A 24,585-nucleotide genomic window follows, 5' to 3' on the forward strand; every position below is an offset into this window, starting at 1 on the left:
ATAATTTTGATTTCTCTTCCTCATTCGAGGACAAATGATGGGCCAGCAATACCGTTCCCGGAGAGTCCATCAGAGAAGCACCCGAACCGCTCCGCACGCAAGCGATACGCTACGAGAAGTCGTTCACCATCGGGATAGTGGTTGCAGAGACCGGAATCGGCTCATTGGGCAGGGTTTTCGACATCGGGTGGACTCTCCCATTCCGAGCCGTCGTCCTGTGGTTCGTAGTCCAGAACCTCCTTTGCGTGTTCGACGTCGAACCAGCTTCCCGCATTATCGCTGACCGCGTAGAACGTATCGTAGGTCACCGTCTCGTTCTCGAGACAGCATTCGATCAGATGGGCAAAGTCGCGCTGGGAGGTCCAGGTACATTTCAACCGGTTTACCATCTCTTCGTACTCGTCGCTACCGCGCTCCCAGGATCCCGCCTGTGACGGATCCCAGGCACCGTCCTCGGGGTCGACTCCGTCTTCGGTTCCCCGTTGTACGCCCCGCTCGGCGTCGCCGTAGGGGTGATCGTACGGATCGGGGCGCACGCTCGAGATCCGAATAGAGAAAAACTGCGACGGAGGAGAATCGTTTCTCGCGTGAACGCGGCCGATGTGCTCCCCGAACATCTTCGTCGCCCCGTAGTAGCCATCCGGTTTCGGGAGCGACTCGTGGTCGAGCAGAAGGGGATGATCCTCTTCGTACAGTTCCGGAGAGTTGTCGTCCTCGTACAGCCCCATCACTCGCTGTGAGGACGCGAAGATTACCTTCTCCACACCGGCATCCTCGGCCGCTTTGATGACGTTGTAGGTACCGACGACGTTCGGTTCGATGACTCCTTCGAACGATGCGCCGGCATCGGACTGCGCCGCGAGATGGATTACTGCGTCTTGGCCGTCGAAAGCGGGTCGTATCTCGTCGTACTCGCTGACGTCTGCAACGTGCGTCTCGTACTCGGGGTGATCGTTCAGGTCGAGAAGGGTAAATTCGTACTGGTCTTTCTCGAACAGGTGTTTCCGCAAGGCCTGTCCGGCTTCGCCGTGCGGACCCGTGATTAGAACGTTCTGTTTGGCCATTTACGAACACGAGTACATCTGGGCCGCACTTATAGATTGTGTATTCGGGACTCTCCGGCCAGTAGGGGATTTCTGTGTTCGGAATCCGTCGCTCGTTTCGCCAGCATTCGTTTCACGATCGCTGAACCGATAGTCGGTCCGCTCGCTCGCCTCGGCCCGAAATTCTGGAAGAAAACAGGCGCATGTAGACGACGTGCGGACGACGCTAGTTTTTCGACATCATTGAAATTACCGCGTACTCGGTCAGTTGCATTACAATCTTATGGTTGTAAATATCCTCGAAGTGGACGGTTTCCTGAACTGGAACGATACTGCCGATCGAAGCGGAATCGATCGTCGTCGGCTGGAACACGCGAAGCGACATTAACGAGCAAATCGGGCACCGGGAGCACAACGGCCTCAGCTAAACTGGCGGATTTTGAGTTCGATGATGTTCTTCTTGTCCAGTAGTTCCGGGGCGAGCTCCGACTCGATTCGCTCGGTTCCCATCCGGCTACGCGGACCGCTGATACTGATTGCGCCTATTACTCCATCGGGTTTCGATACTATTGAAGTGCCGACGGCACAGACGCCGCGAAAGTGTTCACCCCGATTGACCGAGTAACCCCGTTCCCGTATTTGAGCCAACTCTTCGCGCAGGGAATCACTAGCAGTGATGGTGTTATCCGTTTGTTGTGGAAGCCCGTGCTTTTCGATCACCGCCTGTACCTCCTCCGGCGAGAACTGGGCGAGGATCGCCTTTCCCGTCGCGGTTGAGTGCATGTACAGGTGCTGACCCAACGGGGCGTTGTCGTCTATCGATTCCGGACTCTCCGATTTGTACAATTGGACCGAGTGTCCGTCTTCTGCAACGGTGAGATTCGCGTGTTCGCCCGATATCTCGCGAAGGTCGTCGATTTCCGGCTTCGTCGCCTGGTAGAGCACCATCTGATCTCGCATCTCGCCACCCGACTCGAGGAATCGGAACGTACAGCGGTATTCGCTGTCCTCTTTGAGGACGTACCCCGTTTCGACGAGCGTACCCAGATGAATGTGGGCCGTACTCACCGGCATATCGAGCGCGTCGGCGATCTCGGAAAGCGTCGCCGTGTCGGTGTTCTGGAGGTATTCGACAATGGTAAAAGACTGAGAAACGCTCTTCAGCCGCCGAGTGTCAGATTTTCCGCTGTCAGTCATGATAGTATCTTCTTGTGGGCCATCTTAAGGCCTGTGAAAGAATTCGATAATATTGAAAGAGAAAAAGGAGCCGCGAAGTCACCGCAAAACCAGTGCGAAAGGACAGGACGATAGTACGTACCCCCCTGTAACTGACCGGAACACTATCGAAATCGGCTGTTCGACGCCGCTGACCGAAAACGACGCGTTACTGGATCGAATCTTCGGGACCGACGACGTTCAGGTTCTCGAATAACTCATCGTAGCCGTTTCGTTCGTAGAGGTACGTGCCGTCCTGAATATCCTCGCGAACCGTCTCTTCTGACTCGAGTTTTTCCTCGGATCGCTCGAGGACTTCTTCTGCGCCGTCGGACGGAACGACGGCCAGACCGTCGTCGTCGCCGACCACGATATCGCCCGGGTTGACGGTGACGCCGCCGCAGGAAATCGGGACATTGATCGAACCGGGGTCTTGCTTGAGCGGCCCTTTCGGGTGAACGCCGCGGCCGTAGACGGGGAATCCCATCTCGGCGATTTCGTTTTTGTCCCGATAGCTTCCGTCGATGACCAGACCGGCGAGATCGTTAGCTTGACACGACGTGCACATGAGTTCACCGAGATGGCCCGTCTCGGTGAACCCATCACAATCGATGACGAGAACGTCGCCGGGTTCGGCCATCGTAATCGCTTTGTGGATAATCAGGTTATCACCTGGAGCGGCTTTCACCGTGATAGCGGTTCCAGCCATGTCGATATCGCTCCGGCAGGGGTTAATGCCGGAGTCCATTGTAAGTCCGATGTTCCCTGTAACGTCCGAAACTATCGTACTCGGAACCGTTTCGAAGGCTGAAACGATAGATGAATCTGGACGCTCTACGTCGTGCTCGATCGTGTGCATGGGAGAACGAAGACCTGTGGATTACGTTAATCTACCGATTTCTGAAGATCGCACACGCGTGCTGAGCGCTGTAGAAACGGACTTGAGTCACTCGCTCGATTCTGCCGTTTCCGGAACGAGCACGACGCGGAGGTCATTGACGTTCGTCCCCGTGTGGCCCGTGACGATCAGCGCGTCGCGTTCCTCGAGGTAGGTGTAGGCGTCGTTATCCGAAAGGAAAGCGCGTGCAGTAGGTTTGCTCTCGATCGTCTCGTTCGAAACGAGCGCGCCGGCGGCATCGGTCGGCCCGTCGATCCCATCGGTATCGACTGCGCCCAGAACCACATCGTCGGGCAACTCAAGGCCGGCACTCAAGGCGAACTCCTGATTCGGGCCGCCGATACCGTCTCCGGTAATCGTCACCGTCGTTTCGCCGCCGGAGATGATTGCGGCCGGGGGGGACACCGGGTTTCCGGTGCGTCGGATCTCTTCGGCGATGCCGACGTGCGTTTTGGCCGCCGCCTGCGTCTCGCCGCGAACTGACGACGAGAGGATCATCACGGTCAACCCTTCGCGTTCACAGACGTCGGCTGCAGCCGAGAGCGCGGTGAAGTTATCCGCGAGAACGGAGACTTCGACCGTTTCGAACGCAGGGTCGTCATCGTTCGGCGTCTCGGCCGCGTCTCCGTTCTCGCCCGATCGCAAGCGATCTGTGACCGAATTCGGGACATCGACATCGTACTCCTCGAGAACGGCGCGAGCCGTTGCATACGTGGTCGAATCCGGGGACAAGGGGCCGCTCGCAACCACGGACGGATCGCCCGACGTCACATCGCTAAAGACGAGCCCTACCGTCGTCGCGGGTGCGAGTTCGCGCGCCAGCTGTCCACCCTTCAACGAGGACACGTGCTTTCTAACCGCGTTGATCTTCGCGATTGGCGCGCCGCTACGAAGGAGTTCGTCCGTCAGTTGTTGGAGGTCCGAGAGCGCCACGCCGTCGACGGGCGCAGCGAGGAGAGCGCTTCCACCCCCAGTGACGGGGACGACCGCGAGCGTGTCCTCGTCGCAGTCACGAGCGTGCTCGAGGAGGCGGCGCGTGCCCTCGATGTTCGTCTCTGTCGGCGACGGATGATTTCCCTCGACCATTTCGACGGGGCCAGCGGGTGCTGGATCGTCGGTGACCACAATTCCGCCAGACAAGTGGGATCCGAGGATGTCTTCGAGCGCGCTCGCAACCCGACCGGCGGCGTTCCCGCCGCCGAGGACGCGGATATCGTCGTAGGCCGAGAGATCGAACTGTTGGGTTCCGATTCGGAGTCTGCCGTTTTCGAGAGCGAGTGAGTCGGCCAACACCGTCCTGGGGTGAGCAGCGGAGATTCCGGCCTCGAGTGCCTCGAGGACTAGCTCGTGCGTGGGCGTGCCGGCCTGGATACGGTCGCGTTCGATCATGGTACATGGTGGTTCGTATCACTGCATAAAGCCTTCTTTCACACCATCGTTTGTGGTTTGAATTTGCAACGAGAGTTTGGAATGGCTGTTTGTAATGACGGGAGAAAGAGAGGGCAGATCGATCGCACTGTCGCCTACAGGTGAACGTTGGGACAGTGTTCAGCGATACGTCAAAATTCGACGATACGTCACAAAGATAGACTCGAGAGAGCCGAACCGCTGCGGCTTACCCTTCGATGCCGAGGTCGTCGACGAGTCCCTCGTAGTAGTTGTACTGTTCGTCGAGGAACTCCTGGAACTCCTCGGGGCCGCGTCGTGCTTGTGTGAAGTGATTGTCCTCTAAGAACGACGAGAATTCGTCCGAGTCGTAGACGGACTCGTAGACATCCGCGATATCGTCACGAACGTCGTCTGCGAGATCCGCCGGTGCGAAGTGGCCGAGCCACGAACCGATCTCGATCTCGATACCCTCGGCCGTCATTGTCGGCGTGTCGGGGAGCGCGTCGAGTTCCTCGTCGTACATCACGCCGAGTCCATTCAGGTCGCCGTCAACGACGTGTGAATGGACTTCCGCAGCGCCGACGACGGTACAATCCACTTCGCCGTTGACGACCGCCGTGATCGCCGGGTCCGCACCATCGTAGGAGACGTAATCGACTTCGATCCCTGCTTCATCAGCGAACCCAGCACCAGCCAGATGCCACGACGAGCCGGTTCCCGAGTGCGACATATCCAGGTCGCCCGGATTGTCTTCCGCGTAATCGACGAACTCGCCCACCGTCGAATAATCGTCGTCTTCGTGGACGACGAGCGCCGCTGGCATATCGGCGTACTGCATGATCGGCGTGATATCGTCCGGATTCAGATCGTCCTGTCCGAGGTGATCAAACAGGGTGATTTCTGGGGCTGCAACGCCGAGCGTATGCCCGTCAGGTTCCGCGTTCGCGACTTCGTTCATTCCGACGGAACCGGATCCACCTTCCTGATTTGCGACGTTCCAGGACACGTCCGTGAACTCCTCTGCGGCATCGGCGACCGCCCTACTCGTCGTATCAGCGCCACCGCCGGACGCCCACGGAACAACGATTTCGATCTGTCGTGATGGCCACTCCCCATCGGTCTGTAGTTCGTCGAGACATCCCGCAGTCATTGCAAGACCCGCCCCACCGACGGCCTTGAGAGCATTGCGACGAGTTACGACACGCTTCCCACTGGTTTCACTACTGTGAATGTCTGGCATTCTACCGGAAAGTTATGATCTATAATTTTAAACCTTTCGAATGGGTGCCCGGAACAGGTGTGCTAACTGAAAATAGCCGACACGTCGAGCGGAGCAAGCTCGCTTCGAGACGCGGTGTACCGGCGGGTTTCGATAATTGCTTGAATAGTGTCGATAGATCCTAACCTATCGGATGCGAATCTAATCCGGACTGAGTGCGTCTGCGTAGAACTCCTACTTCGATCCACAACTTTATACAGAGGCGTCGATGAGAACCCGGTATGCGCGGTTTAGCTAAAACCAGTCGCGACGCTGGAGGGATGGAACTCGTCGATATCGAACGGCCCGCCCCAGCGTCAGATGAAGTACTGATCGAAATCGAATACGCTGGCCTCTGCGGAAGCGATGCGGGGATCTACAAGTTCAAACCAGCATTCGAACGAATGGATTTACCTACCGTTATCGGGCACGAATATACCGGCCGCGTGATCGAGGTCGGAAACGCAGTGACGAACTTCGCGACGGGTGACCGCGTCGTCGAACGACCGATCCGAGGTTGTGGCGAGTGTTACCAGTGTAAAATGGGCGAAGAGAACGTCTGCCAGGACACGGAGATTACCGGCGTCGATCACGACGGCGCGTACGCGGGCTACATCGCCGTTCCCGAATCCGTCGTCCAACACGTTCCCGATACCGTCGAACCTCGACACGCAGCGCTCGTCGAACCGACTGCGATCTGTGCACGAGCGGTGATCGGTAACTCTCGAGTCAGCGCTGGCGACCGCGTTTTCGTAGCCGGTCCTGGTCCGATGGGATTGCTTACCGCACAGATTGCAGACGCTCAGGGAGGCGACGTGGTCGTTGCCGGGATCGGCCAAGACACCGAGTACCGACTTCCGCTCGCCGAGGAACTCGGATTCCCGACGATCAACGTCGAAGCGGACGACCTCGAGGCAGAACGCGAAGCGCGGACAGCGGGGGTTGGCTACGACGTCGTCTTTGACACGACCGGTCATCCGTCCGGTCTCACGATGGCAGTTGACGAGGTTCGAAAAGGTGGACAGATCGTGCTCATCGGCCAGACCGGTGAAACGACGATGGCGTACACCCCGCTCGTCCGATCGGAAATTGATCTGCAGTGTTCCTACGGTGCGACGTACGAAGACTTCGAACACGCACTCCGACTGATCGGGTCCGGAGACGTAGATCACGAAACCTTCCTCGATGACCGATTTAGTTTGCTCGAATCAGAAGCCGCGTTCACCGCGTTCCTCGAGGGCGAGACCTGCAAACCCGTCTTCGATGTCTCCGTCCTTCGGGAGTAACTCGATTTCCAGCCCGATATTCGGTACTGCTTTTCGAACGGAATCTAAATGAACGCCAAACTGAGTGGATAAGAACGGGAAATGAAACGAGACCTGTGTAGAGGTTCCGAAACAGACCGACCGGTATGATTGAATCAGCGGAGTGGTGCAGTCTCGTGGCAGTCAGGGACGTGGGTCCCATTCGCGTTCGACGAGGAAATCGTCCAGTTTTTGCTTTGGGTCCTCGAAGACGTGAGCGCCGTGGAAGACGAGGAGGGTTTCGAAGTCGTATTGAAGGAGATCGTAGAGATTGATTTCCGCAGCCTCGTGATCGTCGTTGAACAGGGCCGGCGGTGGGAGCAAGTATCCCTCCGGAAGGCCACCGCGATCAGCACCGTCGAGTGCGTCTCCTGAAATGAGCAGATCGCGGTCCTCGAGCAACAACGCTGACGTCGCTTTCGTGTGGCCCGGAACCTCGATAACGCGGATGTTTCCGTCGAGCAGGTCACCGTCTTCGAAGAGAACGTCAGGATCGTGGTCGATTGCTTCGTGAAGTTTATCCTCGTTAGCCGAAGCGACGAGTTCCGGAGAGAACGCCTCCATAACGTGGTCGAGTCCGCCGTGGTGACCGTGATCGCCGTGAGTCATAATGACTCGATCGATCGTTCCGTACTCCTCCTCGAGAATGTCGACGAGCTCTTGGCCGTTTTCCTCGAAAGCGGTGTCGACGAGTGTCGTCTTTCCGGACGGGGTGTCCTCGAGCACAAGCACGCGAACGTGCTCGAATTGAACCTGCGCAATACCATCGGTGACGGTACTAAAGCTCATAATCAGTTACAGATGGCGCATTTCGGCAATTAAAGCTATCGGTTAATTACTATCGGGTGGGTTTCCGACAGGGTGTTCTACAGGACCGATCCATCCCTTTCGGATCGAGTTCCGGCCCGGAGGCGTCTCCAGCGAAACAATAATAAGGAGTCTCGAGAGCACTAGAGCATGGTCGTTGTCGCAGCAGTGGATAGATCCAATGGTGCATCCGACGTCGTTTCAGAAGCTGAGAGACTTGCAACTGAGTTAGATGAATCAATTCATGTCGTTCATGCACTGACCAGATCGGAGTTCGTTACGCTCGGAACGGCGAACGCGCAAGCGGACCAACCGCTCAACTTAGACCAAATACGCGAGGAAGCAGCAAAAATGGCTGCAGAAGCCGTTCCAGAGATTGACGAACGCCACGAGACCGTCGGACTCGTCGGCGATCCGGCAGACGAAATTATCGACTACGCTAACGAAGTGACTGCTCGATATGTCGTCGTTCGTCCACGTCGCAAATCGCCGGCTGGAAAAGCGCTGTTCGGGAGCGTCGCACAGTCGATTTTACTGGATGCGGATTGTCCGGTTGTAACCGTTAGCTGAGCCAACACTGAACTCGGTAACAGGCTCAACACGGCCTCCGGACGGTCAACCAACTCTCCACGATACCTGATCGAACACCGTTGAAGATTGATACATTTAAGATTGATACATGTCACCACGATATACCCACCACATCAACCACCATATCAACCACCACGACAATATCAATCACCACGACATCAACCACCCTGCATCAATTGCCACGGTTAGTAAGCGCCACCTCACCAGTGCATATTACTATCCAATAGTAGTATCCGATTCTAAAATAGTTTACAGTTAACCGAGGCACGCTTTAATCAACCTACACCAGTAAACTTATACAGATGTAAGATAGCCACTCTATTATCGAACCGGAGTAAAAATGATTACGAACAGTAACTTTCGTGTAACGTACGAACCGCCGTCCGACGCGAACGGCTGTACTGGCCTCGGCGGAACTGGCCTCGATGGTACTGGCCTCGGCGGGACTGACTCCGATAGTACTGGGTTCGGCGGAACTGGCCTTGATGGTACCGGCCTCAATATACCGATCACTCCAGTAACAAAATAGTTCGCTTCACTCCTACTTATGGCACTCACCAAACTCAAATCCAATCCGCTCTCGGTGATTTTCATACTGGTTTCAGTTGTAGTCATCGCTTACGCAGCCCGATTTCCCGATAGTGGCGAACTCGGACCCGGATTCTTCCCGATTCTGGTGTCAGCCGCTATCATCGTATTCGCAGTCGCGGATATCGTAGTCGACGACGATACCGAACTCGAGATCAGCGATTTCTCCATGGTGCCAGCAGCCGTTATGTTCGGCTTTCTAACGGCGTATTTGCTACTCATGCCGTATACCGGATTCCTGGTCGGAACGATGCTCTTCTTACCGGTCGGTCTCTACTACTCGAACATTCGGTCGAAACTGATGATAACCGTCATTTCGATCGGGCTACCAATAGTGTTATTCTATATCTTCAGTGATCTCTTCATGGTCAGGCTACCGGAGGCTATAATCCCGGTTTCAAGACTCCTCCCACCACTTCCACTGTGATAACGATGGTACTGAATGACATTTCCCACGGCCTCGCAAACGTACTAGACCCCACGATACTCGCGCTGATGGTCTTCGGCGTATTATTGGGTATCCTCATGGGATCGATCCCAGGGATGACCGCCACGATGACTATCGCAGTGTTACTGTCGTTTACCTTTACGTTAGAGCCCGCAACGGGAATGATGTTGCTGCTCGGTATCTTTGGCGGAGCAGTGTATGCAGGATCAATTCCCGCAATTCTAATCCGAACACCTGGTACCCCATCAGCCGCCGCGACGATTTTCGATGGCTATCCGCTCTCGCAAAAGGGAGAAGCCGGGCGTGCGATCAGGATGAGCACCGTCGCATCGTTCATTGGCGGGTTCATCAGCGTGCTCGCATTGATGTTCCTCTCCCCCCTCATCGCAGATGCCGCGCTTCGATTTCGGTCGCCGGAGTTCTTCGCGCTCGCGCTCTTTGGCCTGACGATAATCGCGAGCGTAAGCGGGGACTCGCTCACGAAGGGGATGATCTCGGGCCTTCTGGGAATGCTGATCGCAACCGTCGGAATCGATCCGCTAACCGGATATCAACGGTTCACATTCGACGTTCCCAACTTGATGGGGGGTATCGAATTCATCGCGGTGATGATCGGATTGTTCGGGATCGCCGAAGGACTTCGCAAGTACGCCCAGGGAATCGATGACGACCAGAATCAGATCAACCAGAAGATTACAGGTGTGTTGCCGTCTCTGTCCGACATCAAGTCGATCGCCCCGATTTCCATCGTCTCCGGGTTCATCGGATCGCTCGTCGGAGCGATTCCGGGGGCCGGCGGAGACATCGCCTCGTTCATCACCTACAACGAAGCAACACGGTGGTTGAAAGACACTACGCCATCGTTCGGAGAAGGAAACATTCGGGGCGTCGCAGCAGCCGAATCTGGAAACAACGCGAGTACCGGCGGCGCACTGATTCCGACGTTCACACTTGGAATTCCCGGTGACTCCGTCTCAGCGCTCCTCATCGGTGCGTTGATGGTCCACAACGTCACGCCGGGTCCGGAACTCTACCAGGACGAATCCGGACTCCTGTACACGATCTTCGTCGGGTTCCTCCTTATCTACGTTATTATCCTCATCTTCGGACTCCTCGGTGCGAACTACTGGGCGCGACTCATCAACATCCCTCAAAATTACGTCTGGCCCGTCATATTCGTCCTCTGTGTCATCGGAGCGATCGCACTCTCAGGAACTGTTTTCAACGCCTGGGTGATGCTCGCCGCAGGAGGACTCGGATTCGTGATGCGCTTCCGAGGGTATCCGCTCGCTCCGATGGTTCTCGGACTGATACTCGCGCCGATCGCCGAAGCGAACCTTCGGCGTTCGCTGGATATTTCCGGTGGCTCACTGGACATTTTCTACACCAGCCCAATCGCACTCACCGTTATCCTCCTGAGCATCGCAACGGTGGCGGTGCCGGCGATCAGATCGGTTCGGGACTAACCTGATTCAGCCGGATTACTCTCTTCTCGTTTCAGTTTTCTCATTTCTCATTTTAGTTTCTCGTTTCAGTTACTCGTCTCTCATTCTAGTTTTCTCGTACGGCCCCTCGAGGAGCATCGCGGTTCGGTTTGACAGTAGTGGCTACTACGTTCGGAACAATAACGGCAATAACAGCATGAAAACGGAGGAATACGAATCGTTGAAACGAATGTTGTAACTCTGGGACAAGGCTCTGCCACCGTGGAACAGTTTCGCTGGCAAATACTCGGCAGGGAACGATAGACCGTGCTAAGACGGCAAGATAGCTCGTCAGTAGCCAAGGTCAAAGAGGGCGTTAACGACGAGCAACAAACAAACGCCGACGAGCAGAACAGTCAAGAAGCCGAAAGAAACGGTCCAGCTAAACAGGTCTGCCAGCAGTCCAACGACAACCGACCCAGAGGCGGCAATAGTCATGTACACCGTCCGAAAGAGCCCAAACCCAAATCCTCGTTCGTCTTGTGTGAGACGATCCATAAGCCGCGGGAACACCCCCGCACCCCACGCCATTCCGAGACCGAGCAAGAGCGCCCCAAGTATCATCAACCAGGCCCCTGAACCCTGGATAAGCAAGAGTAACCCTGCGATAGCAGAAGTCATACAGATACCGATCGCTATATCGCGACCGAAGCGATCCGCTATAGCCCCGACACCGACCTGTAACACACCCTGGGAAAGGAAATACAGGCCAAACAGGACCGCCGCAAACGTCGTCGAAAAGCCGTGTTGTTGGACCAGAAATGCGGGCAAAAACGACGCGACAGCTTGCCAGACGAACTCCACGATGATAGCGATCGTTCCAGTGAACACGACCGGTGGACGGGAGAGTAGCCCCAGTATCTGCTCTAGTTGTACCTGTTTTCGCATTGACTGATCAGGATTGGACGGCTCGATCGGGCGAATCTTCCATAGAGCGAGACCAAATACGAGAAATGCGACGATAGCGGTGCTGAAAATAGCAGGACGCCAACCATATCGAACGGCGATCCACGAGATAATAACCGGCGTTGCGAGACCAGCGAGCGGAGCCCCAGAGTTGTGGATGCCAATTGCGGTCCCGATATCGTCGTAGATCCGCGTGAGCAACGTGGTTGCAACGCTGTAGTGAAGACCAGCGACACCGCCGAGCAGAATCGTTCCCAGAACGAAGACGCTGAAAACAGGTGCAACCACGATTATGAGTGTCGTGAGACCGGTTCCAGCAACAGAGATGAGGATAATCAGTCGCTCACCATACCGATCAGCGAGGATGCCGCTCGGAAATTGAGTGAGTGCATATGCGAGCCACATACACGTTAGCGAGATGCCGATGAGCGTGTTTGAAATCTCGAACTCGGCGGCGATATCAGGAACGACTGGACTGATCGCCAGACGACCAAACACTGTCACGAACAGAGCTAATGTACAGACGGCTAGCACTGTATCCCGATATTGCCAATCCATCGATTGATAAGATATGTTCATGTTGAGTCATCTAAACACTTCGGAAAACACACCAACTCGATAGCGAGAAAGTATCGAAGTGAAGATATAGTAATATATTGGAGTCACCAATAATAAGTAAAATTAAACATATTTTGATTATATCAGAGAGGATTAGTTACCAGCCACTCCACTAAACATCATATGATAGATATATAGTGCATTATATTGATTTCTTTTCATTTTAGACAGGTAGTTGACGAGAACGTGGCTCTCAATACGCAATTATAAGCCAACTATCCCGTTATAAGCTATCGTATCTCATTTGAAGGCATCCCCTGTTCGAATGAGCGTATTATTTATATTTTGATTTTAAGTCTTAGTTCGTGATTTGAATTCTTGTATATTTTCCCATATTGGGCCGTGGTGAATCGCCATACGGCGCTTGATTTTGCTAGTTGACGGCACGTTTGATGTTGTAGACGACACACATCAGGACGATTTCACGGAACTCACGATACCAGCTTCGCGCACGCACGGCGTCGCCGAGCGTGCGCTTGCTCACCGAGAAGACGGTCTCAGACAACGCTCTCTGGCCGTAGAGAGTCCCATCGATCACGCGCATAACGCGCGGATCGATGGGACGGAACTCTCGATGCTTGATTAGCGGTCTTACGTCCTTTACCCGGAGTTTATCGCGTAATTGTTGCCAGTCGTAACCTTTGTCAGCGGCGAGGCTGCGCAACTCGCCCGCATTGCGGCGGGCGAGTTGCCAGCCGATCTGCGTGTCGTGACGTTTCTTGGTCGTGCAGTGAACGTCGAGGACAGCTTGTGACGCTGTATCGACGAGTGCGGTTGTTTTGAGCGTCTGAACACGATAATTCGTCCGACGGCAGTAGTGTTTGCTCGCGTTTTCGCGGTCGAAAAACGTCGCATCCATCGCAGTGTGACCAGATGGCTCGTGCAGTTGCGCCGATAGGCGCAACAGCACTCGCCAGACCTCCATCTTGATCCTGTCAAACGCCTTCACTAGCGTCGAGTGATCAGGGAGATCGGCCTTCTCAAGGCCGATCTCCGCCAGTATTTGTGGCATCTCGCTCAAGAGATCAAGCGCTTCCCGGTAGGATTTCTCCAAGTAAATCCGCAGACAATGCAGCGAAACGACGGCGTAGTCGGCGAATCCGCCGCCACCCTTCGGGGCGGCGGATTCACCTTGGCCACCAACAGCACTTTTAGCCAACGTTACTACTTTCCCAGTGAAGCGGGAAATTTTGGACATAGAGCATCCGCCGTTTCCCGCTTCAACTCCCTAGTTCTGACGGTCGAAGTCTACGCAGTCATGCGATTCACCAGAGCCCCATATTGTTATAATCGAAGAGGGTAATCGAAGGAGGATGTTTAAACCAAGTGCAGAAGGGTTGGTGTCAGCATAATTGAAATTAGCAACCGAAAAGACCGAAGTGGCTTGGCCAATTCACCATTACATCATATAAAATACATGTATGTGGATTAGATATGAGTTCGAGATAGCACTCATCGATTCGATCCGGTACATCATGAATAATCAGAGATAGCGAGAATGGAATAGGAACATTTTATAAGATCGAGTGATAAAACATACCATGGACCGCGACGAGTTCGCTCTGGCAGCGACAACAAATGATCTGACACGGGAGTCAGAAGCTCGAGGGGCGGCTGATTTTATTGAATTTCGGATGGACAAAGCAGATGAACCGATCGCTCAACTCGACTCCTACGACGGGGAACTACCAATCATTGCGACCAACCGTTCACAATGGTTCGGCGGAAACGCGATCGACCACGGCCGTCTTGATCGACTGATGGAGGCTGCCCGATCCGATGCCGTCGAAATGGTCGATATCGAGTTAGAAACCGCTCGCGGAAAAGAGTGGGTTGTGGACGAATTTCGTGAGACGGATATTGAACTAATCATTTCATTTCACGAGTTCGAAGAAACACCCGATCAATCCACACTTAACGCAATCATCGAAGAGTGCGCTCAGTACGGAGATATCGCAAAGGTGGCAACCTTCGCCAACGATCAAACTGATACGCTCCGGATGTTAAACGCGATTAATACGGCGACTACGGACGGAACGAAGATTGCCGGAATTTCGATGGGTGAGATTGGAAGCCACGTTCGAGTCCTCGGTCCACTGTACGGTTCAAAGCTCGGATACGCACCGCTCGAGACCGATACGAGCGAATACGCGCCAGGGCAAATTTCTCTCCAACGGCTCAGGTCACTAATCGAAGCGATAAAGCAGGGAGAAACGGAGACGCAGATAATTGACGGGGTAGAAGAAAGCGTCTCAGCGTCACAGGGATTTAGCCAGACGGACTAATCAGCAGACGAACTATTTTGGCAAACAGGCAGTGTCTAGTTAGCCCAGTTTGAGAAGCGAGCAGGCCGTAGAGTTACTTTGGCATGAAGCTCGCAGACCTGCTCAGCGAGTCCTACGCGGCGGAACTTGATGAAGTTTGGGAGCGTGAGCGGACGGCGACGCCCGTCAGGGTGTTCGCCGTCCGGCTCCACGCGACCGGTTGTTCGCTTCGAGAAACACAAGCAATTCTTCGCTTGATAGGCGTTGAACGCTCTCATCAAGCAATCTGGAACTGGGTACATCAGCTGGCTGACAGCGTACCAGACCCGCCGGTGGCGAAGCCATCGCGGGTCGCGGTTGATGAGACTGCTGTCAAAATTAACGGCGAATGGTCTTGGTTGTACGCTGCAATAGACCTCGATACAAAGTTGATTCTCGATGCTCAGTTGTTCGGTCGCCACGGCACCGATCCGGCGGCTGCGTTCCTGCATAGACTCCGCGAGAAACATGATCTCTCCGAGACGGTGTTTCTCGTCGATCAGTTTGGCTATCGGACTGCCCTTGCTCGATTAGGACTAAACGGTCGGGTTGACTACACCGACCGAAACCTCATCGAAAAGTGGTTTCACACATTCAAAATGCGCGTTGACCGTTTCCATAACTCGTGGGTGGGCAGTCGGCGGAGCGCTCGCAAATGGATTGAACATTTTGTGCATTATTACAACCACCAGAGACCGCATCAATCGCTCGATGGACGAACGCCGGTTGAGGAGGTTCTAAACTAGACAGTGCCGGCAAACAGACTATTTCGACAAACGAACTATTTTCGTTGGGTACGGGTTAGCCGGTTCCGTTCGTGACGATTTTCTGGCCATTTTCGTGACGATTTTCGGACTATCTTCGTGCCGATTTGGCAGGTTCTATCTATACTCGGTCGTGGCCCGGTCACGTCAATAGTGGTACTAGCTACGAATAGTGGATTAGTTCTCGAGTGTATCATCGACGGATCTGGCAGAAACGTCCACCGAAACGGCGAACACCGCACCAAGAACCATTCCGAAGAGGACGTGTCCGATCATTGCCTCGGCGGCTAAAGCAGGAAATTCCTCGATTGCTGATTGACTGATAAGGCCAATTTGAGCCGGAGCCGCAAACACGGGAAGGATTGTCCAGACTAGAATACCGTAGGCGAACCCAGCTCCGACAAAGCGGATTGTATCAGAGAGTTCAGAAAGCGCTTCGGTTTCAACGGACGCGAGTAACGTCCCGAGAACCAGATCTCGAGTTACAATAAAGGCGAAAACAAGACCCAGTATTGCACCGTGAACAAGATGGATTACCCAACCGGTTTCGCTACCAGGTTCAAATCCATACAATCCGGGAATCGTCGCTTGAATGATTTCGGGATTTACGAACCACACGAGGAGTCCAAATACCCCTGTTCCGATTACCCCTCCAAGAACGCCGCCGACTGGCCATCCATATACACCGCCAATTCCGTACTGAACAGCATCTTTAGATTCGTTTCCCATGGGAAGGGAATTAATGGGCTGGAACTGATAAGGATTTTGCAGTAATTAGCTTGCATGAATTTCGATTGTTCGGAACCAATAGATTGTCCAAAACCAATACCACCGAATTAGACTGAAAGTCGTTACTGTACATTGAATCGAAACTAGTGTATTCGCCTACGGCTACTAGGTTGAGAAAGCGTCAGACACCACCATGTCCGCTGTTTCTCTTCAACGTCAACCGCTCAAGAACAGCGGACAAGGTGGAGTTGATTGGCCAACCATAACAGCGGACATTGTGGTGTTCACATGGGCAAAATTGGGATGGAAAGGGAAGGGAAGGGAACGTACTATTTCCTCGAGTAGTGGGAGAGAACGAACTTACCCACACCACCTTGTCCGCTGTTCTGGTGAAATTCACTCATCAATTAGTAGAACAGCGGACAAAGTGGTGTCCAAAGGAACAGTTGTAACGGACGATGTGATAGTACCTGTTTTTCAGATATTTCTTCGAACCGGACGAAAGGTATAGTAAAACGCGTTCATTACGTCGGTATTGGCAGATAGGAGAAGACATCCATTCGTCTGCCTCTAATTTCCAATCCCGGAATTTACCCGTTTTCGAAAGAAGCAGAATGTCCGAATTAGAGGATAGGCCGAGGTCACTAATGCGGTGTGTTCCACACTCTTCCTAAAATACTCCTCCAACGATACTAGGAATAACTACACACCACCTTCCGTTGTACACACCCACCCCACTTTGTCCGCTGTTCTGACCAGAACATACGGGTGGGCTGTTGATCGATAGGGAGTGCCGAAAATATCCACCTAGGACGGGATAATATTCAACATATCCTCAATGAATATAACTAATAAGGTGCAGTACGGACTAATCTCTCAGGAGGGATTATAAAACCTTCCATTCAATAAGTCCCATTTCTCTCCCCACTTCTTCTTCACTATAACTGCGGACAAAGTGGGGTGGGTGTGTTTTCCCGTTTATTATAAAGTGAACAGAACAGCGGACACTCCGGACACGGTGGTTTTATAACCATCCATGATAACGGTCTGCTAAGAAAGCGAATGGGTCTATTCGAACGCGACACAGAAATATACAAAAATCGCGATGCGCTACGCGAGGACTATCAACCCGAAGAGTTGGTCGGACGTGACGAAGAGATTCAGATGTATCAAGCATCACTTCAGCCAGTAATTAACGGAGAACAACCGAACAACGTCTTCCTCTATGGAAAAACGGGTGTCGGGAAAACGGCTGCGACGAGATATCTTCTTTCACATCTCGAGGAAGATGCGAGCCAGTACGACGACATCGATCTCAACCTCACGTTTCTCAACTGTGACGGCCTAACCTCGTCATACCAAATCGCGACTCGACTCGTCAATGAACTCCGCGAAGAAACGAATCAGATCAGTACGACCGGATATCCACGAGCGACCGTTTACGAAATGCTCTGGGACGATCTCGATTCTCTGGGAGGAACCAACTTAATCGTTCTCGACGAAGTCGATCACGTCGAAGACGATTCGATTCTCTATCAACTTCCTCGAGCGCGCGCAAACAATAATCTCAGTGATGCTAAGATCGGTATTATCGGGATTTCGAACGACTTTTCGTTCCGCGACGATCTCTCACCGAAGGTCAAAAGCTCACTTTGTGAACAGGAGATTCACTTTCCGGCATACGATGCGGGAGATCTCCAGAAAATCCTCGAGCAGCGCGCGGAAGTCGCGTTCCACGATGGTGTCATTGACGATGCGGTGATTCCGCTTTGTGCTGCGTACGGAGCGAAAGATGCCGGTGATGCTCGGCAATCGATCGACCTCCTCATGAAAGCAGGTGATTTGGCTCGCGAAGAAGAGGTAACCCAAGAACAAGCAAACGAAATCATCATCACTGAAGAACACGTCGAGGCAGGACGCCACGATCTGGAACGAGGTCGAATAGAGGAAGGGATTAACGGCCTTACCCAACATGGACATCTCGTTTTGTACTCGCTTCTCACATTACACCTGCAGGATGAAACACCGATCCGATCACGGGACGTCCGCCCGCGATACACGAACTTCGCACAGCGGGCGGGACGCGACCCGCTCGTTCCACGCCGAATGCGTGATCACCTTTCGGAACTCGCGATGCTCGGCCTCGTCTCTGTTACAGAACGGAATGAAGGGAGACGAGGTGGGACGTATCGGGAATACACGCTCGATATGGATATCGAGTTAATTCTTTCTGCGTTAGATGACATTCTCGAGGATGTTGGCGTTCACGATTCTATCCAGAAATATATGTCTGATGAAAATCCCCAAAGTGAAGACACATCATTATTGGAGTTTCAATAATATAATTCACCGTCAACCTCCCAACAACTATCCGTTCGCCAGACTGCTATTGTCTTTGAATAGTCTACTGACTTTGATCACAAAACCTTCTCCTTTCTCCTAAAGTACTGTCTCTCTTGTATACTAGAGTAAACGTAGGGGATAGGAATCATCCGCTCGAACAGCGGACGGAGTGGTGTAGTAAACTGACTGTCTGTGGTTAATTTATGGTTGATTGTCGCAGTGGTCTGGTTCGATTCGCGTACGGTGCCGATCGCTATCGTGTGTGCCGACTCGGAAGCTCTCGTGTGAGGTGATCGAAAGTGATACGTCACACTCTGTATCGTCCGATATCCACCACCTCAGAACGTCTAACAACTACTTCCGCTCCACTCATGGCGCAGGTTCATACACTCTGGAGGCGTCTACCTAGCGAGGAGAACGTGATGATCACCAACCCCCAAACTGAGACGGCTGCGGTGCGTTATTCCACTTGCCATCGATCAGAATTCAGTGAATTGCAGGTGCGAAGATGACTGAACACGAACTCACAGGAAACCGATCCGAATTCCAGGGATCGTCGACGCCTGCAGAGATGACTTCATCAGAGCCGACTCAATCTCCCCCCTCACCTACTCCGACCAAGGACGATCGGACTCGAAATCGGTCGTTCGGGGTTTTGGACGATACGGCGCTCGAGAGCAAGCAGGTGACCGATAGCGTTCCACTCGCAATCGAGACCAGCGGCCTCGTCAAACACTTCGGCGAGACGAAAGCCGTCGATGGAATCGACATGGCAGTTCCAGCGGGTGGTATCTACGGCCTCCTCGGGCCGAACGGTGCGGGCAAGACGACCACCATTCGCATGCTCGCGACGTTGCTACAGCCCGACGAGGGAACGGCGAACGTACTCGGGCACGATGTCGTCCGCGAAAGTGACGCAGTGCGATCCAGCGTGAGCATGACCGGACAGTTCGCGTCGGTAGACGAGGATCTCACCGGGAACGAGAACCTCCGCTTGCTGGCACGACTGTTGGGCTACTCGAGGTCACGATCCAAGGAACGAACTGCTGAACTGATCGACGCCTTCGGACTAACTGAGGCGGCGACACGCCAGGTGAAGACGTACTCGGGCGGCATGCGACGACGGCTCGACATCGCGGCGAGTATCGTCGTCACACCCGATTTGCTCTTTCTCGACGAACCGACGACGGGTCTCGATCCACGAAACCGAAACCAGGTCTGGGATATCATCCGGGCGCTCGTCGATAACGGGACGACGGTGCTTTTGACCACGCAGTACCTTGACGAGGCCGACTACCTGGCCGATCGGATTGCGGTCATCGACGATGGAAGAATTATCGCCGAAGGAACACCGAGTGAACTCAAGTCCTCGATCGGCTCCGGAGTACTGAACGTCCGATTACGCGATCCAGAACGTCGAGTGGATGCCGAACGGCTGCTAGCTGAGATACTCGACGCGCCCATCGAGCTCGACTCTGATCCGGTGGCACTTTCAGCGCGGATTTCCGACGCCGCAAACGCGGCAAACGCGTTCGAAGTACTCTCTCGATCCGGGATCGAAGTTACGGACTTTGCGCTCGGACAGCCGAGTCTCGACGAGGTCTTCCTCGCTCTGACCGATCGACCAGCTACCGACGAATCGGGGGAGGGAGGGAATTCTCGATGACGGTTTCGAGCGAGTCCGACGAGCCGGACGTCGAAATGCTACAGTCAGCGGTGGCGACCGGGGATCGACCGGACGGTCCGAACGCCGTCTCCTCGTCGCTCACGTTCGGCTGGCGGGCGTTGCTGAAGATCAAACACGTCCCCGAGCAACTGTTCGACGTGACCGTCTTCCCGATCATGTTCCTGCTGATGTTCACGTATCTGTTCGGCGGTGCGCTGGCCGGTTCGACGGGTGCGTACCTGCAGGATCTCTTACCGGGTATCCTCGCGATGACGGTCGTGTTCATCACGATCTACACGGGGGTTACGCTGAACAACGACATCGACAAGGGCGTCTTCGATCGCTTCCGAACGCTACCGATCTGGCAGCCGTCGGTTATCGTCGGTGCACTGCTTGGCGATGCGGTCCGATACACGATCGCGTCGACGCTGGTGATCGTCCTCGGTCTGATACTTGGATTCCGACCGGAAGGCGGGGTAATCGGAGTGCTGGCGGCGGTGGCGCTCCTGTTGGTGTTCTCCTTTAGCCTGTCGTGGATCTGGACCGCACTCGGGTTCGTTATGCGCTCGCCCGAGTCGCTCATGGGCGTGAGCATGATGATCCTGTTTCCGCTTACGTTCGTCAGCAACGTGTTCGTCGACCCCGAAACGATGCCCGACTGGCTCGAGGTGTTCGTCGAGATTAACCCGGTTAGTCACCTCGTGACGGCGATGCGCGGGCTGATGCACGGAAGCGCCACGGCCGGAGAGATCGGCGTGGTGCTCGCAATGTCCGTCGCGCTCGTGGTCGCCTTCGGGCCGATTACCATGTACCTCTTTCGCACTTCGACGTAGCTCTCCGTATAGCTATTTTCGGTAGTGAAATTTGAACGGGCTTGGGAGTATTTTGCTTGCCCAACCCTTAATATTTCGCTTGTCCAACCGCTGAATACTTTGCTTGCCCAACTGCGGATGCGCCTTCCTTTGCGAGGGCGGATTTGCTTACCGAGCACACCACTTATAAAAATCTTGTCGTGATGATCTGAATACGTTAAACGATTTTGTCTCGTAGATGATAACATGAGTGCGGTTATACACACTATCTGTTATTGACGTACACGAAAAACTTTTAATCCTCCTGATTGATCCTCTCACTAGAGTCCTTGTTATCATGTCACGAGATGTCTTCGACGAGGCCGAATACGAGCGCCGAGTGAGTCGGACGAAAGCGCGGTTGCGCGAGGCGAATCTCGACGCCACCGTCGTTGCCGATCCGGCGAACATGAACTATCTGACGGGGTACGACGGCTGGTCGTTTTACGTTCATCAGGCCGTAATCGTCACGCCCGACGCGGACGACGAACCGGTCTGGGTCGGTCGCGAAATGGACGCAAACGGAGCGCGGGCGACGGCCTGGCTCTCCGAGCCGAACATTCGATCCTACAGCGACGATCACGTCCACTCGCCGTACGACCTACATCCGATGGACTACGTCGCGGGCGTCCTCGAGGACTTGGACGTTGAGGACGGCCGAATCGGTCTCGAGATGGACGCCTCCTACTTCACCGCGAAGTCCTACACGCGCCTGCAGGAGAACCTCCCAGAGGCCGAGTTCGAGGATCGGACGCTGCTCGTCAACTGGGTTCGAGTCAAAAAATCCGAGCGGGAACTCGAGTACATGCGGGAAGCCGCGCGGATTTCGGAGGTAGCTATGGAGGCCGGGCTCGAGACGATTGAGGAGGGCGTTCCTGAGTACGAAGCCGCCGCGGCAATCTCCGAGGCGCTCATTACCGGGACCGACGCGTTCGGCGGCGATTACCCGTCTATCGTCCCGCTGATGCCGTCGGGTGATCACACCGGAACGCCGCACCTGACGTGGACGGATCGGCCGTTCGAGCAAGGTGATCCCGTAATCATCGAGCTCTCGGGCTGTCGCCATCGGTATCACTCCCCGCTGGCGCGGACGACGTTCGTCGGGGATCCGCCCGCAATCCTCGAAGACACCGCAGAGATCGTTGTCGAGGGCCTCGAGGCGGCGCTCGACGCCGCCGAGCCCGGCGTTACCTGCGAATCCGTCGAGAAAGCCTGGCGGGATACCATCGCGAAGTACGACATCGAAAAGGAGGATCGAATCGGGTACTCGATGGGGCTGGGCTATCCGCCGGACTGGGGCGAGCACACGGCGAGCATTCGACCGGGGGACGAAACGGTCCTCGAGGAGGACATGACCTTCCACATGATCCCCGGCATCTGGACGGACGAGGTCGGCGTCGAGATCAGCGAGACGTTCTACGTGACTAGCGACGGCGCGGAGACGCTCGCGGAGTTCCCGCGGGAACTGTTCACGACGTAAGTCACGTCCGATTGTTCGACTCCGGAATCGGTACCGTTCTTTGGCTTCTTCTACAGCCGTTACAGATACTCGAGAAGCATCTCGATCGCATCCTCGAGCGGCTCGGCACGAATCCGGCAGACGTAGTCGGTTACCAGATTGGGTTGGAGCGACGCAACAGCGTGTGGAACGATCGAACTATCGCTCGGTGCTCGACGATGCCGAAAGTCGTCATCGCTCAGCGGAATACGTCTCTCGTACCATGTTCGTGTCGTTATTCCATTACGACGTATTGTTCCCCGTCGAATGGGTGTGTTTCATTATTAACGACTACCCAGGGTCTCGTCGCCTCGTCGGTTTCTTTGAAAGGGTCCGGCGCGAGGACAACGTGTCCCCGTTTGAGGCCGTCGGACGGCGGCTGTGAATCTGTTACTTGTCGTCCTCGGCGCCGGACTTTTGTGCGGCGTCGAGCCACTCTCGACGGTCTTCTGCGCCCAACGTTTCATCGAGAAACTGACTCGTCGACTGAAACACGAACGCATCACGAACCCGCTCGAGATCGCCGATCGCCCAGTACGGCTCCTTGTGTCGGACGAGTTCGCGCGATCGGAGCCGATTGAGAACTGGCTGAATCGAGTTCTCGTTGATGCCGGTTTCGTCGGCGATTTCGCTCGCCTTGAACGCTTGCTCTCGGTTCATAACGAGAAACCGAACGACTCGTTCAGCATTCGTTTCGTGGCGTTGTGGCGAATCGAACTGATCGAATTCGTCGATGCTGATTGGCATGAGACGATCCCGTTAGTGACAGAAACGGCCACGATACGTATAAATGTACTCTCGTATGGTCTGTATTCTGAATCGTGTATTATGTATCTGACTTTAGCCAGTACGGCCTCTCACCGCGGACCCGGTTGCGACGCTGCGTTTTCCAGATCCCCTCCCGACTCGAGAGCGTCGACGTTGTGCGCGACGATGTCGGCCAGTCGATCCCAATGTTTCGGCGTGTGACCGCCAGTGTGGGGTGTGATCAGACAATTTTCGAGATCCCAGAGTTCGTGATCGCTGGGAAGGGGCTCGGGGTCGGTGACGTCGAGTGCGGCGCCGCGAATGCCGTTGTACTGGAGCGCAGAGACGAGCGCGTCGGTGTCGACGATCCCGCCCCGAGCGGCGTTGACGATCACCGCGTTCGGCGGCAAGGTCGCCAGCGCGTCCTCGTCAACGAGGTTGCGGGTTAGATCGTTCAACGGACACGCGAGGACGACGTACTCGCTCCGGGAGAACGCCTCGTGGATGTCTTCTTCATCGAAGCTTAGCACCTCGTCCGTCGGCCCGCCCTTCGACGGCGTGTACCGTATTCCGATCGTCTCGACGCCGAAGCCCTCGAGTCGTCGAACGACCTCCTGACCGATCGATCCGAGGCCAACGACCGCGACGGTGCTGTCGGTGAACTCGTGAGACTGGAAGTGACGCCACTCGTTGTTCGACTTGCGGCGCCACCCTTCGTGGAGGTTTCGGGCGAAGACGAGCATGTTCCCGATCGCCTGCTCGGCGATGCCGGGGGCGTGAATACCGCCGGCGTTCGTCACGGCGACGCCGCACTCGGCGAGCGCGTCGATCGGAACGTGCTCGGTGCCGGCGAAGGTACAGGCGAAGAGTTCGAGTCGATCCGCCTGCTCGAGGAGGGCTTCCTCGATCGTGATTCCGGTCACGACCTGCGCCTGTGGGACGAGTTCGCGCTCAGCTTTCGGCGTCCGTGCGAGTTCGACGGCGTGGTTCGGCAAGCGCTCGGACAGCGTCTCGGCGTACGATTCCATCGACAGGCCTTCCGTCCCTTCGCGGAGGACGACGACATCTGGGTTCGTGCTCATATCGATCTCTTCGCGCCCGGGTGACGCTTGCGTGAGGATTGTCACGAACAGTC

General features: G+C 54.9%; 21 protein-coding genes. 10 read left to right on the top strand and 11 right to left on the bottom strand.

The window, feature by feature from the left end; all coding sequences use genetic code 11:
• Window positions 1-161: 161 nt before the first annotated feature.
• From ACYQ14_RS20830 to ACYQ14_RS20850, 5 genes are all read right to left on the bottom strand, one after another.
• Window positions 162-1,064, bottom strand: a complete 903-nt coding sequence (locus ACYQ14_RS20830) for an NAD-dependent epimerase/dehydratase family protein (RefSeq protein ID WP_459891093.1) — start codon at window positions 1,062-1,064, stop codon at window positions 162-164.
• Between the two features lie 399 nt (window positions 1,065-1,463).
• Complete coding sequence (locus ACYQ14_RS20835) at window positions 1,464-2,240, bottom strand: IclR family transcriptional regulator (RefSeq protein WP_459891095.1); 777 nt, start codon at window positions 2,238-2,240, stop codon at window positions 1,464-1,466.
• 187 nt (window positions 2,241-2,427) lie between these two features.
• The gene (locus tag ACYQ14_RS20840) at window positions 2,428-3,117 is read right to left on the bottom strand and encodes a 4-carboxy-4-hydroxy-2-oxoadipate aldolase/oxaloacetate decarboxylase (protein ID WP_283837757.1); all 690 of its coding nucleotides are present in this window, start codon (window positions 3,115-3,117) and stop codon (window positions 2,428-2,430) included.
• 87 nt (window positions 3,118-3,204) lie between these two features.
• Window positions 3,205-4,545, bottom strand: coding sequence for a glycerate kinase type-2 family protein (locus ACYQ14_RS20845; protein WP_459891098.1), 1,341 nt, complete (start codon window positions 4,543-4,545; stop codon window positions 3,205-3,207).
• Between the two features lie 226 nt (window positions 4,546-4,771).
• Window positions 4,772-5,785, bottom strand: coding sequence for a Bug family tripartite tricarboxylate transporter substrate binding protein (locus tag ACYQ14_RS20850; RefSeq protein ID WP_459891099.1), 1,014 nt, complete (start codon window positions 5,783-5,785; stop codon window positions 4,772-4,774).
• A 260-nt stretch (window positions 5,786-6,045) separates the two neighbouring features.
• On the opposite strand from ACYQ14_RS20850, the gene ACYQ14_RS20855 reads away from it, so the two are divergent.
• Complete coding sequence (locus ACYQ14_RS20855) at window positions 6,046-7,089, top strand: zinc-dependent alcohol dehydrogenase (RefSeq protein WP_459891101.1); 1,044 nt, start codon at window positions 6,046-6,048, stop codon at window positions 7,087-7,089.
• 162 nt (window positions 7,090-7,251) lie between these two features.
• Here the strand turns inward: ACYQ14_RS20855 and ACYQ14_RS20860 are convergent, their stop codons facing one another.
• Entirely contained in the window at window positions 7,252-7,896 is a 645-nt protein-coding gene (locus ACYQ14_RS20860; RefSeq protein ID WP_459891103.1) for an MBL fold metallo-hydrolase, read from the bottom strand.
• Window positions 7,897-8,064: 168 nt separating this feature from the next.
• On the opposite strand from ACYQ14_RS20860, the gene ACYQ14_RS20865 reads away from it, so the two are divergent.
• The 3 genes from ACYQ14_RS20865 to ACYQ14_RS20875 all read left to right on the top strand — a co-directional run bounded on the left by ACYQ14_RS20865 (window position 8,065) and on the right by ACYQ14_RS20875 (window position 11,007).
• The gene (locus tag ACYQ14_RS20865) at window positions 8,065-8,484 is read left to right on the top strand and encodes a universal stress protein (RefSeq protein ID WP_459891105.1); all 420 of its coding nucleotides are present in this window, start codon (window positions 8,065-8,067) and stop codon (window positions 8,482-8,484) included.
• Between the two features lie 568 nt (window positions 8,485-9,052).
• On the top strand, window positions 9,053-9,520 hold the full coding sequence (locus tag ACYQ14_RS20870; RefSeq protein ID WP_459891107.1) for a tripartite tricarboxylate transporter TctB family protein: 468 nt from the start codon (window positions 9,053-9,055) through the stop codon (window positions 9,518-9,520).
• Window positions 9,521-9,525: 5 nt separating this feature from the next.
• The gene (locus tag ACYQ14_RS20875) at window positions 9,526-11,007 is read left to right on the top strand and encodes a tripartite tricarboxylate transporter permease (RefSeq protein WP_283837766.1); all 1,482 of its coding nucleotides are present in this window, start codon (window positions 9,526-9,528) and stop codon (window positions 11,005-11,007) included.
• A gap of 309 nt (window positions 11,008-11,316) precedes the next feature.
• Here the strand turns inward: ACYQ14_RS20875 and ACYQ14_RS20880 are convergent, their stop codons facing one another.
• Both ACYQ14_RS20880 and ACYQ14_RS20885 read right to left on the bottom strand, forming a co-directional pair.
• Window positions 11,317-12,489 (bottom strand): MFS transporter, encoded by a 1,173-nt coding sequence (locus ACYQ14_RS20880; protein WP_459891110.1) that lies wholly within the window; start codon window positions 12,487-12,489, stop codon window positions 11,317-11,319.
• Between the two features lie 433 nt (window positions 12,490-12,922).
• A complete protein-coding gene (locus tag ACYQ14_RS20885; RefSeq protein WP_459891112.1) occupies window positions 12,923-13,747 on the bottom strand; it encodes an IS5 family transposase in 825 nt (274 codons plus the stop codon).
• Window positions 13,748-14,183: 436 nt separating this feature from the next.
• Here ACYQ14_RS20885 and ACYQ14_RS20890 point away from each other — a divergent pair, with 436 nt between their 5' ends.
• Both ACYQ14_RS20890 and ACYQ14_RS20895 read left to right on the top strand, forming a co-directional pair.
• Window positions 14,184-14,834, top strand: a complete 651-nt coding sequence (locus ACYQ14_RS20890; protein WP_459891467.1) for a type I 3-dehydroquinate dehydratase — start codon at window positions 14,184-14,186, stop codon at window positions 14,832-14,834.
• A gap of 83 nt (window positions 14,835-14,917) precedes the next feature.
• Complete coding sequence (locus ACYQ14_RS20895; protein WP_459891114.1) at window positions 14,918-15,598, top strand: IS6 family transposase; 681 nt, start codon at window positions 14,918-14,920, stop codon at window positions 15,596-15,598.
• 195 nt (window positions 15,599-15,793) lie between these two features.
• Here ACYQ14_RS20895 and ACYQ14_RS20900 read toward each other — a convergent pair whose 3' ends face one another.
• Window positions 15,794-16,345 (bottom strand): hypothetical protein, encoded by a 552-nt coding sequence (locus tag ACYQ14_RS20900; RefSeq protein WP_459891116.1) that lies wholly within the window; start codon window positions 16,343-16,345, stop codon window positions 15,794-15,796.
• 1,062 nt (window positions 16,346-17,407) lie between these two features.
• Here ACYQ14_RS20900 and ACYQ14_RS20905 point away from each other — a divergent pair.
• From ACYQ14_RS20905 to ACYQ14_RS20920, 4 genes are all read left to right on the top strand, one after another.
• The gene (locus ACYQ14_RS20905; RefSeq protein WP_459891118.1) at window positions 17,408-18,685 is read left to right on the top strand and encodes an orc1/cdc6 family replication initiation protein; all 1,278 of its coding nucleotides are present in this window, start codon (window positions 17,408-17,410) and stop codon (window positions 18,683-18,685) included.
• A 658-nt stretch (window positions 18,686-19,343) separates the two neighbouring features.
• Complete coding sequence (locus ACYQ14_RS20910) at window positions 19,344-20,354, top strand: ATP-binding cassette domain-containing protein (RefSeq protein ID WP_459891120.1); 1,011 nt, start codon at window positions 19,344-19,346, stop codon at window positions 20,352-20,354.
• Window positions 20,351-21,187: an ABC transporter permease gene (locus ACYQ14_RS20915; protein ID WP_459891122.1), complete on the top strand. Its 837-nt coding sequence runs from the start codon at window positions 20,351-20,353 to the stop codon at window positions 21,185-21,187. The genes ACYQ14_RS20910 and ACYQ14_RS20915 overlap by 4 nt, the downstream gene beginning before the upstream one ends.
• A gap of 316 nt (window positions 21,188-21,503) precedes the next feature.
• Window positions 21,504-22,685, top strand: coding sequence for a M24 family metallopeptidase (locus ACYQ14_RS20920; RefSeq protein WP_459891124.1), 1,182 nt, complete (start codon window positions 21,504-21,506; stop codon window positions 22,683-22,685).
• 408 nt (window positions 22,686-23,093) lie between these two features.
• Here the strand turns inward: ACYQ14_RS20920 and ACYQ14_RS20925 are convergent, their stop codons facing one another.
• Both ACYQ14_RS20925 and ACYQ14_RS20930 read right to left on the bottom strand, forming a co-directional pair.
• A complete protein-coding gene (locus ACYQ14_RS20925; protein WP_459891126.1) occupies window positions 23,094-23,450 on the bottom strand; it encodes a TrmB family transcriptional regulator in 357 nt (118 codons plus the stop codon).
• Window positions 23,451-23,560: 110 nt separating this feature from the next.
• The gene (locus tag ACYQ14_RS20930; protein ID WP_459891128.1) at window positions 23,561-24,532 is read right to left on the bottom strand and encodes an NAD(P)-dependent oxidoreductase; all 972 of its coding nucleotides are present in this window, start codon (window positions 24,530-24,532) and stop codon (window positions 23,561-23,563) included.
• Window positions 24,533-24,585 lie beyond the last annotated feature (53 nt).

Source organism: Halostagnicola bangensis, from assembly GCF_054653435.1.

Coding starts and splice junctions, on each gene's coding strand:
- ACYQ14_RS20830 (WP_459891093.1), bottom strand. CDS start 1,064: ATGGCCAAACAGAACGTTCTAATCACGGGTCCGCACGGCGAAGCCGGA.
- ACYQ14_RS20835 (WP_459891095.1), bottom strand. CDS start 2,240: ATGACTGACAGCGGAAAATCTGACACTCGGCGGCTGAAGAGCGTTTCT.
- ACYQ14_RS20840 (WP_283837757.1), bottom strand. CDS start 3,117: ATGCACACGATCGAGCACGACGTAGAGCGTCCAGATTCATCTATCGTT.
- ACYQ14_RS20845 (WP_459891098.1), bottom strand. CDS start 4,545: ATGATCGAACGCGACCGTATCCAGGCCGGCACGCCCACGCACGAGCTA.
- ACYQ14_RS20850 (WP_459891099.1), bottom strand. CDS start 5,785: ATGCCAGACATTCACAGTAGTGAAACCAGTGGGAAGCGTGTCGTAACT.
- ACYQ14_RS20855 (WP_459891101.1), top strand. CDS start 6,046: ATGCGCGGTTTAGCTAAAACCAGTCGCGACGCTGGAGGGATGGAACTC.
- ACYQ14_RS20860 (WP_459891103.1), bottom strand. CDS start 7,896: ATGAGCTTTAGTACCGTCACCGATGGTATTGCGCAGGTTCAATTCGAG.
- ACYQ14_RS20865 (WP_459891105.1), top strand. CDS start 8,065: ATGGTCGTTGTCGCAGCAGTGGATAGATCCAATGGTGCATCCGACGTC.
- ACYQ14_RS20870 (WP_459891107.1), top strand. CDS start 9,053: ATGGCACTCACCAAACTCAAATCCAATCCGCTCTCGGTGATTTTCATA.
- ACYQ14_RS20875 (WP_283837766.1), top strand. CDS start 9,526: ATGGTACTGAATGACATTTCCCACGGCCTCGCAAACGTACTAGACCCC.
- ACYQ14_RS20880 (WP_459891110.1), bottom strand. CDS start 12,489: ATGGATTGGCAATATCGGGATACAGTGCTAGCCGTCTGTACATTAGCT.
- ACYQ14_RS20885 (WP_459891112.1), bottom strand. CDS start 13,747: ATGTCCAAAATTTCCCGCTTCACTGGGAAAGTAGTAACGTTGGCTAAA.
- ACYQ14_RS20890 (WP_459891467.1), top strand. CDS start 14,184: ATGGACAAAGCAGATGAACCGATCGCTCAACTCGACTCCTACGACGGG.
- ACYQ14_RS20895 (WP_459891114.1), top strand. CDS start 14,918: ATGAAGCTCGCAGACCTGCTCAGCGAGTCCTACGCGGCGGAACTTGAT.
- ACYQ14_RS20900 (WP_459891116.1), bottom strand. CDS start 16,345: ATGGGAAACGAATCTAAAGATGCTGTTCAGTACGGAATTGGCGGTGTA.
- ACYQ14_RS20905 (WP_459891118.1), top strand. CDS start 17,408: ATGGGTCTATTCGAACGCGACACAGAAATATACAAAAATCGCGATGCG.
- ACYQ14_RS20915 (WP_459891122.1), top strand. CDS start 20,351: ATGACGGTTTCGAGCGAGTCCGACGAGCCGGACGTCGAAATGCTACAG.
- ACYQ14_RS20920 (WP_459891124.1), top strand. CDS start 21,504: ATGTCACGAGATGTCTTCGACGAGGCCGAATACGAGCGCCGAGTGAGT.
- ACYQ14_RS20925 (WP_459891126.1), bottom strand. CDS start 23,450: ATGCCAATCAGCATCGACGAATTCGATCAGTTCGATTCGCCACAACGC.
- ACYQ14_RS20930 (WP_459891128.1), bottom strand. CDS start 24,532: ATGAGCACGAACCCAGATGTCGTCGTCCTCCGCGAAGGGACGGAAGGC.